Annotated in this window: 10 protein-coding genes; 5 read left to right on the forward strand and 5 right to left on the reverse strand. The window is 61.4% G+C overall.

The genetic code is table 11. The features are described from left to right. Positions 1–10: 10 nt before the first annotated feature. The 5 genes from argH to argC form a co-directional block, all read right to left on the reverse strand. Positions 11–1,396 (reverse strand): argininosuccinate lyase, encoded by a 1,386-nt coding sequence (gene argH, locus AACS18_RS12355; protein WP_108542657.1) that lies wholly within the window; start codon positions 1,394–1,396, stop codon positions 11–13. Between the two features lie 210 nt (positions 1,397–1,606). After that, entirely contained in the window at positions 1,607–2,842 is a 1,236-nt protein-coding gene (locus AACS18_RS12360; RefSeq protein WP_033115910.1) for an argininosuccinate synthase, read from the reverse strand. Between the two features lie 84 nt (positions 2,843–2,926). Beyond that, the gene (locus AACS18_RS12365; protein WP_108588217.1) at positions 2,927–3,838 is read right to left on the reverse strand and encodes an ornithine carbamoyltransferase; all 912 of its coding nucleotides are present in this window, start codon (positions 3,836–3,838) and stop codon (positions 2,927–2,929) included. 25 nt (positions 3,839–3,863) lie between these two features. Next, positions 3,864–4,643 (reverse strand): acetylglutamate kinase, encoded by a 780-nt coding sequence (gene argB, locus AACS18_RS12370; protein ID WP_108612422.1) that lies wholly within the window; start codon positions 4,641–4,643, stop codon positions 3,864–3,866. 22 nt (positions 4,644–4,665) lie between these two features. Then, positions 4,666–5,673 carry an N-acetyl-gamma-glutamyl-phosphate reductase gene (gene argC / locus AACS18_RS12375; RefSeq protein WP_047437854.1) on the reverse strand — a complete coding sequence of 336 codons (1,008 nt, stop codon included), beginning with the start codon at positions 5,671–5,673 and terminating at the stop codon, positions 4,666–4,668. Positions 5,674–5,944: 271 nt separating this feature from the next. Here argC and argE point away from each other — a divergent pair, with 271 nt between their 5' ends. The 5 genes from argE to AACS18_RS12400 all read left to right on the forward strand — a co-directional run. Continuing rightward, the gene (gene argE / locus AACS18_RS12380; RefSeq protein WP_108612423.1) at positions 5,945–7,090 is read left to right on the forward strand and encodes an acetylornithine deacetylase; all 1,146 of its coding nucleotides are present in this window, start codon (positions 5,945–5,947) and stop codon (positions 7,088–7,090) included. Between the two features lie 231 nt (positions 7,091–7,321). Further along, positions 7,322–9,955: a phosphoenolpyruvate carboxylase gene (gene ppc / locus AACS18_RS12385; protein ID WP_108612424.1), complete on the forward strand. Its 2,634-nt coding sequence runs from the start codon at positions 7,322–7,324 to the stop codon at positions 9,953–9,955. A gap of 293 nt (positions 9,956–10,248) precedes the next feature. Then, positions 10,249–10,713 carry a Cys-tRNA(Pro) deacylase gene (gene ybaK, locus AACS18_RS12390; protein ID WP_005336092.1) on the forward strand — a complete coding sequence of 155 codons (465 nt, stop codon included), beginning with the start codon at positions 10,249–10,251 and terminating at the stop codon, positions 10,711–10,713. 116 nt (positions 10,714–10,829) lie between these two features. Next, positions 10,830–11,621: a transporter substrate-binding domain-containing protein gene (locus tag AACS18_RS12395; protein WP_108612425.1), complete on the forward strand. Its 792-nt coding sequence runs from the start codon at positions 10,830–10,832 to the stop codon at positions 11,619–11,621. 111 nt (positions 11,622–11,732) lie between these two features. After that, the coding region (locus AACS18_RS12400) for a hypothetical protein (RefSeq protein WP_108612426.1) at positions 11,733–12,391 on the forward strand (659 nt) is incomplete at its 3' end.

Consider the following 12,391-nt stretch of genomic DNA (forward strand, 5'->3'; position numbering starts at 1 on the left):
GCAGGTTGGTTTAACCCGTCCGTTTTGCCAGCCAGGTTTCGGCTGCGGTCAGGGCTGCCTCTACCTGCTCGCGGGCAACACCGCCTTTGGCGACCCGTTTGGCGAGGGTCGCTTCCAGTTCCAGATTGGGGTAGACGTCGAACTCGATCACCGGGCTGAAGCGCTGGAACTCGCCGATGGAGAGCTCTTCCAGCGGTTTGCCCATGCTGATGGCAAAGACCACGGTTTCGCCGACGATATGGTGCGCTTCACGGAACGGAATCCCCTTGGCTACCAGATAGTCCGCCAGCTCGGTAGCGTTGGCGTAACCGCCCTGCGCCGCCGCCATGGTGCGCTCGCCATTGACCTTCAGATCGATCAGCACCAGCGCCGCCATGTCGAGGCAGTCGTGCCAGGTGTCGAGGGCATCGAACAGCCCCTCTTTGTCTTCCTGCATGTCCTTGTTGTAGGCCAGCGGCAGCGCCTTGAGGCTCATCAGCATGCCCATCTGGGCGCCGACCACCCGGCCGGTCTTGCCACGAATAAGCTCCAGCGCATCGGGGTTCTTCTTCTGCGGCATCAGCGATGAGCCGGAGGTAACCGCGTCGGAGAGCTCGACAAAGCCCGCCTCGCCGGTGTTGTAGAAGATAAGGTCTTCGGCAAAGCGCGACAGGTGGGTCATGGAGAGGGACGCCACGTGCATCAGCTCCACCACGTGATCCCGATCGGAGACCGAATCCAGACTGTTGCGGGTGGCGCCGGTAAAGCCCATGTCGAGCGCCAAGGCTTCGCGGTCGATGGCGTAGGCAGTGCCCGCCAGCGCGCCGCAGCCGAGCGGGCTGGTGTCGAGGCGTTTCAGCGCATCCTGCAGGCGGGAGTAATCCCGCTCCAGCATCTCCACATAGGCCAGCGCCCAGTGGGCATAGGTGACCGGCTGGGCCCGCTGCAGGTGGGTGTAACCGGGCAGCACCGCAGCCTGATTGGCGCGGGCAGAGGCGACCAGCCCCTGCTGCAGGGCGGTGATGGAGCCGAGCAGCAGCTCGCCCTGCGCCTTGCACCAGAGTTTCAAATCGGTGGCGACCTGATCGTTGCGCGAGCGACCGGTGTGCAGCTTCTTGCCGAGATCGCCGACGGCGGCGATGAGCTGACTCTCGACCCAGGAGTGGATATCTTCGGCGTCCGAGCTCAGGATCTGCTGGGGATCCTGCTGCACCGAAGCGAGCAGCACCTCCATCGCCTGCTGCAACTTGCCCTGCTCATCGGCGGTCAATACGCCCACCTTGACCAGCGCTTTGGCCCAGGCCATGGAGCCCTGAATATCCTGCTCCGCCAAGCGGTAATCGAACCGCAGCGAATCGTTGAACTGCTTGAACCTGCTATCGGCTCCCTGACTGAAGCGTCCACCCCAAAGTGCCATACTGCTCTCCTTGAATGCGTTGTCGGCGGCGCCCTGGCCACCGAGCTTGAAATCGTGCCCAGTTTTTCTGCGAGTCTGTTATTTCACAGAAGCGGCCGGGGCGCTGCCGCTCTTGTCACACCCGCTGATGATGGGTCAGGGGCTATGCCCTCTGCCTGTAGAAGAGGGGGCCATGCCCCCTCAACGGAATCAACGGGTTATCGCGCTTGATTAGCCGTGGGTGTGATCGCCACCGATAGCCTGATGCTGCTCCTTCATGGCGCGGATCCGGCTGGCCAGGGTGTAGAGACGGATAAAGCCTTCGGCATGGCTCTGGTCATACACTTCGTCGGCGCCGAAGGTAGCGAAGTCTTCGGAGTAGAGGCTGTTCGGCGACTTCTTCTGCACCGCGGTGACCTGACCCTTGTACATCTTCAGCACCACTTCACCGTCGAGATCTTCGGCGATGGCGTTGGCAGAGGCGAGGATCGCCTTGCACAGCGGGGTGAACCAGCGGCCGTCATAGACCAGATGGGAGAACTCGGCACCCAGCTTCTCCCGCCAGGCGCGGGTCGGGCGATCCAGTACCAGCTCTTCCACGGCGCGCAGCGCGGCGACCATCACGGTACCGCCCGGGGTTTCGTAGCAGCCACGGGACTTCATGCCCACCATCCGGTTTTCGGTGATGTCGATGCGGCCCACGCCGTGCTTGCCGGCCCGCTCGTTCAGGGTCATCAGGATCTGGTGCGGGCTGAGCGGCTGATCGTCAACGGCCACCACTTCACCCTGCGCCACGGTCAGCTTGACGTACTCCGGCTGATCCGGTGCCTGTTCGGCCGGTACGGTCCACTGCCAGACCGCTTCGGAGGGCTCGTTCCAGGTGCTCTCCAGCTCGCCACCCTCGGTGGAGATGTGCCAGGCGTTGGCGTCGCGGCTGTAGATCTTCTTCAGGGTCGCCTTGCAGGGAATGTTGCGGGTCTCCAGATAGGAGAGCAGATCTTCCCGGGAGCGCATGTCCCAGATCCGCCACGGGGCGATGACTTTCAGTTGGGGCGCCAGCGCGGCGACCGCACCTTCGAAACGCACCTGATCGTTACCCTTGCCGGTGCAACCGTGGGAGATGGCATCGGCCCCTTCCGCCAGTGCGGCCTCGACCATCGCTTTGGCGATCACCGGACGGGCCATGGAGGTGCCCAGCAGATAGGTGCCTTCATAGACGGCGCCGGTCTTCAGGGTCGGGTAGACGTACTCTTTGACGAACTCTTCCCGCAGATCCTTGATGATGCACTTGGTGGCGCCGGAGGCGATCGCCTTCTGCTCGATCCCTTCCAGATCGTCGCGCTCCTGACCGACGTCGGCCACAAAGGCGATGATTTCGGCGTCATAGTGCTCTTTGAGCCAGGGAATGATGGCCGAGGTATCCAGTCCACCCGAGTAAGCCAGTACGATCTTGTTGATTCCGCTCATGTTACTTCTCTCCGTGATGATTCGATGATGATTCAATAAAAGGGTCGTGATTCAGGTTGAGTGCCGCGTTACTTGTTGCCCTGACTATTTATGCCCAAACAGGGTCAGCAACACGGCGTTCTGGATATGCATCCGGTTTTCGGCCTCGTCCATGATGAGGGAGGCGGGGCCATTCATCACCTGCGAGGTGATCTCCAGCTCCCGGTGCGCCGGTTGGCAGTGCAGCACATGCTGGATGCCGGTGCGGTCGAGCAGGGCCTGGTTGATCTGGTAAGGCATAAAGAGGTCTTTGACCTGCTCCATCGGGGTGTTGTCACCCATGGAGACCCAGGTGTCGGTGTAGGCCACGTCGAACCCTTCGATATCCGCCACGTCATCGCTGATGTGGATGGTCGCCCCCGACTTGGCCGCCAGTGCCTGCGCCTGCAGGAAGATCTGGGTATCCGGGCCGTGACCTTTCGGGCAGATGAGGGTGACGTCGGTGCCGAGGGTCGCCCCCAGCAGCAGCAGAGAGTGGCTGACGTTGTTGCCATCACCGAGGTAGGCAAGTTTCACCTTCGACAGGTCGTCGTAGTGCTCGGCAATGGTCATAAAGTCGGCCAGCCCCTGACAGGGGTGGTAGAGGTTGCACAGGCTGTTCACCACCGGCACTGTGCCGTGCTCTGCCAGCTCGACCAGAGTCTGGTGATCGAACACCCGGGCGACAATGGCATCACACCAGCGCGACAGGTTGGCAGCGAAATCCTTCACTGACTCCCGCTTGCCCAGTGCGCCGTTCTGCTGATCCAGATAGACGCTGTGGCCGCCCAGTTTGGCGATGCCGATGTCGAAGGTGACCCGGGTGCGCAGGGAGGGTTTCTCGAACAGGGTGACCACGCTCTTGCCGGCCAGCGCCTGGCTGTACTTCTTCGGGTCGGCCTTCACTGCTTTGCCCAGCGCAATCAGCGCCTCGATCTGGGCTTTATTCAGATCACTGTCTTTCAGAAGATGTTGCATCGGATGTTCCTTGTTCCGGTGGAGATCAAATAGTTACCTGGGTGCCGACCGCGCCGCCAGCCAGCAGCTTGAGCAGCTGATCCGGGTAGCGCCAGCTGGCGACACAGACCGGCTTGCCGAGGGTCTCGGCGGCGTGCAGGGCCGCTTCTACCTTGACCGCCATACCATCGCGGATCACCCCTTTCTCCATCAGATCCAGTGCGGTCAGCTTGTCGATCTGGGGCACCAGCTTGCCCTTGCCATCCAGGATGCCGCTCACATCGGAGAGCATCACCAGATCGGCACCGAGCGCCTCGGCAATGGCGGTGGCCGCCTGATCCGCGTTGACGTTCATCAGCTGGCCATCGGCGGTGATGCCGATGGAGCTCACCACCGGCAGGAAGCCCTGACCGAGGATCCCCGCCACCAGTGCCGGGTTGCCCGGCTTGCACTCGCCGACCGCGCCGAGATCCGGGTCGAGCTGGGTCACCTGACAGAGGCCGCCATCCGCCAGACAGAGCCCCACAGCCGGAATACCGGTGGCGATCGCCTTGGCCATCATCTGCTTGTTGGCGGTCCCTGCCAGCGCCCCGGCAATAAAGGGGATCTGCTCGAAGGGGGTTACCCGCAGGCCGTTCTTCTTGGTAGAGGTGAGACCCAGCCCCTTGAGCAGGTCATCCACCAGACAGCCACCGCCGTGCACCAGCACCAGCGGACGGTGCTGATCGTCGAGAAAGGTTTTGAGGGTGGCGAACAGGGCGGTCAGCGCCTCGTCGTTCTCGATAAGGGCGCCGCCCAGCTTGATTACCAACGTCTGTTTGTCCATGTCCGAGATCCTTCCTAAGTCCTTAAATCAGGCCGGTGGCCGGTTCAAATCCAAATTTGATATTTATGCACTGAATGGCTTGCGAGGCGGCGCCCTTGAGCAGGTTGTCGATGGCAGAGACCACCACCAGCATGTTGCCCTGCTGTTGCCAGGCAATGTCGCAGTAAGGGGTGCCCACGACGCCGCGAATGGATGGCATCTGGCCGGTGAGGCGCACCAGCGGCTTGCCTTCATAAGCCTTGAGGAAGGCCTGATCCACCTGAGTGGGGGTGACGCCGTCCGCCAGCTGCACATAGATGGTGGCCAGAATGCCGCGCACATAGTTGCCAAGGTGGGGCTGGAACAGCACCTCCTTGCCGAGGTGATGGCTGATCTCCGGCTGGTGTCTGTGATTGAAGGTGCCGTAGGGATTGAGGCTCACTTCGCAGAAGCTGGTGTTGATGGCGGCCTTGCGCCCGGCGCCGGAGACCCCGGAGACGGCGTTGATGATGGGCTGCCACCCCTTGGCAATCAGGCCATCCTGCTGCAGCGGCTTGAGGGCGCACAGCGATGCGGTCGGGTAGCAACCGGGCACGGCAATCAGCTGGGCGCTGGCGATGGCATCGGCGTTCCACTCCGCCAGGCCATAGACGGCCTGATCCAGCCACTGCTCGCTGTCGTGGGTGAAGCCGTAGAAGCTGTCGTAAAAGCCCTGATCCTTGACCCGGAAGGCGCCGGAGAGATCGAACACCGGCAGCCCCTTGGCGAGAAACTTGGGTGCCAGCTCGGCGCTCACCTCGTGGGCGGTGGCCAGCAGCACCAGATCGGCCTGGGTCAGGATCCGGGTCATGCCGTCGTCGTCCAGCGGCAACAGCGGCTGATCGAGGGCGCCGACCCACTGGGGATGCAGGGAAGAGAAGCGCTTGTGGGCATCCTGACTGCCGGCGGAGACGTAGAGGCCGAACAGCTTGAGTTGTGGATGGTTCTGTACCAGTGCGGCCAGTTCGGCTCCCGCGTAGCCACTGGCACCGACGATAACGGTGTTAAGCATGTTGAATATTCCAAGTCAGAGTTCGAGATTCACAGCATGACGCTGCAGTGCACAAGGGTGTTCGAGCGCCCCTTTGCACAAGTGCGGAGGGGCAATTCAGGCGGGTGTGTGTCGTCGGTTATAGATCAGGTGACAGAACATTAACTTTCCCTTACAACTAGAAGCCTTTGTTGATGAGCCAGATATTCAGGTAAAATTACAGAATATTCATGCACTCACTTTGCATTTGTATTTTCTAGCAGAAACATTCCGGGGACGCAAGGAGGAGCTGATGGCCAATCTGGATTTTTTTTCACTTTATAAGAATATTATTGCGATTCCCTCTATCAGCAGCACGGATCCCAAGTGGGATCAGAGCAACGAGGCGGTGATCCGGCTGCTGGCCGACTGGTTCGGTCAGCTCGGTTTTCAGTGCGAGGTAACGGCGCTCCCCGACCTGCCGGGCAAGTTCAATCTGGTGGCTACGATCGGTCAGGGGGAGGGTGGTCTGCTGCTGGCAGGTCACACAGATACTGTGCCGTTCGATGAGGGGGGCTGGAGCAAGGATCCCTTCAAGGTGACCGAAGAGGGCAACCGCCTCTACGGCCTCGGCACCATCGACATGAAGGGCTTCTTCGCCTTTATCGTCGAGGCGCTCAAAGATATTGACCTCACCAAGTTGACCAAGCCGCTGCGCATTCTCGCCACTGCCGACGAAGAGACCACCATGGCGGGGGCTCGCGCCATCGCTGCCGCTGCCGAGCTGAAACCCGACTATGCCGTGATTGGCGAGCCGACCGGACTGGTGCCGGTGGTGGCTCACAAGGGTCATATGTCGGAGGCGATCCGCATTACCGGCAAGAGCGGTCACAGCTCGGATCCCGCCAACGGCGTCAACGCCATGGAGATCATGCACAAGGCGATGGGGCAGGTGCTGCGCTTGCAGCAGGATCTGAAAGATCGCTATGCCGACCACCGTTTTGCCGTGCCGCAGCCGACCCTGAACCTCGGTTACATTCAGGGTGGTGACAGCCCAAACCGCATCTGCGGCTGCTGCGAGCTGCATATCGATCTGCGACCCACCCCTCAGGTGGGGCCGGATGAGCTGATGGGGATGCTCAAAGAGGCGCTGTCACCCATCGAAATTCACCAGCCCGGCTGCCTGCATCTGCAACACCTGCACGAACCCATTCCCGCCTACGCCTGCGCCGATGACTCTGTGTTGGTGCGCGAAGCTGAGAAGGCGAGCGGCCGCGCCGCCGAGTCGGTCAACTACTGCACTGAGGCCCCCTTTATCCAGCAGCTTGGCTGCCAGACCATAGTGATGGGCCCCGGTCATATCAACCAGGCGCACCAGCCGGATGAGTATCTCGACCTCTCCTTCGTCAAGCCAACCACCTCGGTGTTGCAGCACCTGATCAGACGTTTTTGCCTGTAGCGGCAGCGGTGAAAGGGGCGTAAAAACTGTAAGTAAGTTACATAACAAGCCGGTTGTGGAGTGGTGATGGAAATACATGTTCTGAATCGGCCTGTTATTTGACCTTGCGCAGACAATCTGGGTAGATTGTCACCCTAAGATGACGGAGCATATGTTGTAATCGCACAACAATAAGTGAGGTCGTCTAGCACCCCGGATGGGTGTCAGGCACCAACAAGATAAGGATGTGGAATGAACGAAAAGTACGCCGCACTACGCGCCAACGTAGGTATGCTGGGTCAGCTGCTGGGTAAATCCATCAAGGATCATCAGGGTCAGGCCTTCCTCGACAAGATCGAAACCATTCGCCAATTGGCCAAGTCCTCCCGCAAGGGCAATGAATCAGACCGGGAACGTCTGCTCGATACCCTGCGCACCCTGAGCGATGATGAACTGCTGCCGGTGGCCCGCGCCTTCAGCCAGTTCCTCAATCTGGCCAACGTGGCGGAACAGTTCCACACCATCTCCCGTCGCTGCGAAGAGCAGGTCTGCACCCCGGACCCGCTGGAGCAGATGTTCGACAAGCTGAAAGCCTCCAACCTGTCGCAAGAGGCCATCATTCAGGCCGTGCGCGAGTTGGATATCGATCTGGTGCTGACCGCTCACCCCACCGAGGTGACCCGTCGCACCCTGATCCACAAGCACGTGCAGCTCAACGACTGCCTCGAGGCGCTGGAGCTCTCCGACCTGCTGCCCCGCGAGCGGGACAAGATCCTCAACCGCATCGAACAGCTCATCAATCAGGCGTGGCACACCAACGAGATCCGCGAACAGCGCCCGACTCCGGTCGACGAGGCCAAGTGGGGCTTCGCGGTGGTGGAGAACAGCCTGTGGCCCGCCATTCCCGAATTCATGCGCAATCTGGACGAGCGTCTGCAACACCATCTGGGTGTGCGGCTGCCGCTGGATGCCGCGCCGGTCAAGTTCACCTCCTGGATGGGCGGTGACCGTGACGGCAACCCCTTCGTCACCGCCAAGGTGACTGCCGAAGTGCTGGAGCTGGGCCGCTGGATGGCGGTGAGCCTGTTCTACAAAGACATCAAGGAGCTCACCTCCGAGCTCTCCATGTCCGACTGTACCGACGCCGTGCGTGCTCGCGTTGGCGATCACCCCGAACCCTACCGTGCGCTGGTGCGCGAGCTGCGTGAAGCGCTGCGCGAAACCAAGGAGCACCTCACTGCCAAGGTGCAGGGTCAGGCGAGCGAGAGCCAGGATCTGGTCAAGACCACCGCCCAGCTGCGCGAGCCGCTGGAGCTCTGCTACCACTCATTGCATGCCTGCGGCATGGGCAACATCGCCGATGGCATGCTGCTGGATGTGCTGCGCAAGGTCGCCTGTTTCGGCATCCATCTGGTCAAGCTCGATATCCGTCAGGATGGCGAGCGTCACGGGCTGGTCTTCTCCGAGCTGACCCGCTATCTGGGTCTGGGTGACTACGCCGAGTGGAGCGAAGATGACAAGCAGGCCTTCCTGCTCAACGAGCTGAATTCCCGCCGCCCGCTCATTCCCCACGACTGGGAGCCGAGCGCCGAGGTGCGCGAGACGCTGGATACCTGTCAGGTCATCGCCCAGCACGACCCCGATGCGTTCGGTATCTACATCATCTCCATGGCCGGTGCGCCGTCCGATGTGCTGTCGGTGCAACTGCTGCTCAAAGAGGCTGGCTGCAAGTTCCGCATGCCGGTTGCCCCGCTGTTTGAAACCCAGGATGACCTGATGGCAGGCACCGCCGTGATGGAGCGCCTGCTCTCGGTGGACTGGTATCGCGGCTACATTCAGGGCCGTCAGTACGTGATGATCGGTTACTCCGACTCAGCCAAGGATGCGGGCATGATGGCCGCTGGCTGGGCCCAGTACGCCGCCATGGAATCCCTGGTGGGGCTGGCCGAAGCCAACAATATCCGCCTCACCCTGTTCCATGGCCGTGGCGGTACCGTCGGTCGTGGTGGTGCGCCTGCCCATCAAGCCATCCTCTCCCAGCCGCCGGGATCCCTGCGTGGCGGTCTGCGTACCACCGAACAGGGAGAGATGATCCGCTTCAAGTTTGGTCTGCCGAAAGTGGCGATCAAGAGTCTGGAGCTCTACACCAGCGCCGTACTGGAAGGGAACCTGCTGCCACCGCCCAAGCCGAAAGAGTGCTGGCGCGAGGTGATGGAACAGCTGGCCGCCGACTCCTGCGAGCACTACCGCAGTATCGTGCGCGGTCATCCGGACTTCGTCCCTTACTTCCGTGCCGCCACCCCGGAGATGGAGCTCGGCAAGCTGCCGCTCGGCTCCCGTCCCTCCAAGCGCAAGCCCAACGGCGGCGTCGAGAGTCTACGCGCCATTCCGTGGATCTTCGCCTGGACCCAGAACCGCCTGATGCTGCCAGCCTGGCTCGGTGCCCACAAGGCACTGCAGCAGGCGATCGACGGCGGCAAGCTGGCGGTGCTGGAAGAGATGAGCGCCCAGTGGCCCTTCTTCCGCACTCGCCTCGAGATGCTGGAGATGGTGTTCCTCAAGGCGGACGTCTGGCTCGCCGAGTACTACGACACCCGTCTGGTGCCGCAGGAGCTGTGGGGCCTTGGCAAACAGCTGCGTCAGGAGCTCGCCGAGTCCATCGAGGTAGTGCTGAAACTGAGCCCGCGCGGGGATCTGCTGGAGGCTCAGCCCTGGATCAAGGAGTCCATCAAGCTGCGCAATCCCTACACAGACCCGCTCAACGTGCTGCAGGCCGAGCTGCTCAATCGCTCCCGCAACCACCCGGAGACCCTGCATCCCGAGCTGGACAAGGCGCTGATGGTCACCATCGCCGGTATTGCGGCAGGTATGCGCAACACCGGTTGATAGCCAGCCCAAGCCAGCAGGCTTCAGCAATATCCATCAAGCCAAAGGGCGCCGACAAGGCGCCCTTTGTTTTTGGCTGTATTTCGTTGGGGCACGCCTTGCTCCGCTCGGAAATGATCTTAGCCCTGACTCGTCCTGTGTTTCATACGGCAAGTAGCACATTTCACCTTGTTAATGGCACCCTACGTATTATCGGTGATGGGTACATATTTCCCCTCCGGCTTGCATCCCTCGCCACGCAGGCGCAGACTGTTTGGCCTTGTTTTTATGCGATTCGATTCAAGGCAACCATCATGACTCCTGCCATCAACCTGCTGAAGAAGCTCAAAATCCCCCACAAGCTCTACCCCTATGAGTGCGAAGCCCACGACGATTTCGGCAAGCATGCCGCGACCCAGCTCGGGCTGCCGGAGGCGCAGGTGTTCAAGACCCTGGTCGCCCATCACGACAAGCAGGCGGTGGTGGCCATCGTGCCCTCGTCCGGCATGTGCAGTCTGAAGCAGCTGGCCAAGGCGACCGGCCTCAAGAAGGTGGAGATGATGAAACCGGCGGAAGCGGAGAAGCTGACCGGTTACAAGGTGGGTGGCATCAGCCCGCTGGCGCAGAAGAAACTGCTGCCCACCGTGCTCGACGAGTCGGCGCTGCAGTTTGACGAGATCCTGGTGAGCGGCGGCAAGCGCGGCCTCTCGGTCGGTGTGGCGCCGCAGGATATGCTGACGCTGATGAAGTGGATCGCCGCTCCCATCGGCGAAGAGTAGTGCCGGGCACGGTGTGAACCTGCTCTCCGGGCCTGTGGCGGCCCGGATGTATCCTTGTTGGCTCACTCCTGGCTGATATAGTGGAGATGGAATAATTGCCGCCAAGGATATGGCCCATGCGCGCATCTGCCCGCTATCTGCTCTTTATTGCTTTGCTGCTGCCCGCGACCGGCGGTGCGGCCCCTGCCTTTACGCTGCGTACCTGCTTTGAAAACAGTGATTCCTATCCTTGGCTGCTGCAATCGGGGGAGGGGGTTGTGCAGTATCACCTCAAGGCGGTTGCTACCGCTCTTGATGCCGAGATCGTGCTGACGCCGCTGCCGTGGAAGCGCTGCCTCTCTCGGGTGAGCAGTGGCCAGATGGATGCGGCCATCAAGATGAGTTACAGCGTCGAGCGGGCGACCAGGGTGGGGGTTTATCCCATGCGTGAGGGCAAACCCGACCCCGCCAAGCGGCTGCTGACCGAGAGCTACAGCCTCTACCAACTCAAGGGGGGCAAGAGCCAGTGGGATGGCACCACCCTCAGGGTCAATGGCGTGGTTGCGGCCCAGTCAGGATTTTCCATCGTCGACTTGTTGCAGGCTGCGGGAGCCGAGGTGGATGACTCCAGCCGTGACCCGTTGATCATTTTGAAAAAGCTGGTGATGGATCGGGCGCAGGCGACCGCCATCCAGACCGAGGTGGCTGACAGCATTCTGGCGGCCCATCCCGCGTTGCAGACTCGCATCGAGCGGCTGTCGCCGGTGCTGGTGGAGAAGCCCTACTATCTGGTCTTCTCTCACCGCTTTTATCAATCTCATCCCCGACAAAGCCGGCAGGTGTGGGATACCATCGAGCAGGTGCGCGACTCTGCTGCCTATCAGCGTTATGCCACAGCGCTCAGAAGCACGCCTCCGGTGGGGGAGTAGGCTGATGGATGCGACTGGCCGAAAAGGGGAGGAGAGCGTGGGGTGGTGGCAGGGCCGAGTGCCCACGCTCAGGGCTACACTGAAAGAACCCCTTCAGCCAAGGCGCGGTTTATGTCACCCCTGCATCTGCTTGCTGCCGCTCTGTTCTGCATGTTGTCGCTGACCGGACAGGCGGCCACCCGGTTTACCTTCATCAGCCCGGAGAGCGAGCGGGATCCGCGTACCACTTATGATCGGGAGCTGCTGCGGCTTGCCCTCGACAAGACCCGCGACCAGTTTGGCGACTATCTGCTGGAGCCTGCGCCGCCTATGACCAAGGCGCGCGAGCGGGTCAGTATGCAGCTCGACAGTTATCCCAACCTCTTTGTGATGGACAGCTACAGCAGCACCCGCGAGGATCTGGGGCTCGCCTATGTCCGTTTTCCCATCCATCTGGGGATCGTCAGCTACCGCATCTGTTTTGTCAGCCAGCAGCAAAAGGCGGCGGTGAGCAAAGTGACCGACCTCAAGGGGCTGCGCCAGTTTACCTTCGGTCAGGGCAAGGGGTGGCTGGATGTGGACATCCTGCGTTACGCCGGGATGGAGGTGGTGGAAGTGGAGGGGTACGAGAAGCTGTTCAAGATGGTGGCGCGGGGCCGCTTCGATCTCTTCTGCCGCGGGGTGAGCGAGCTGCGCAGCGAGCAGCTTACCCACAAGGAGATGACGGACCTGCTGGTGGATGATGCGCTGTTGATCTACTACCCGCTGCCCCGGGTCTTCTACACCAATCC

Source organism: Aeromonas sp. HMWF015 (genome assembly GCF_963878965.1).
Classification (GTDB): Bacteria; Pseudomonadota; Gammaproteobacteria; order Enterobacterales; family Aeromonadaceae; genus Aeromonas; species Aeromonas veronii.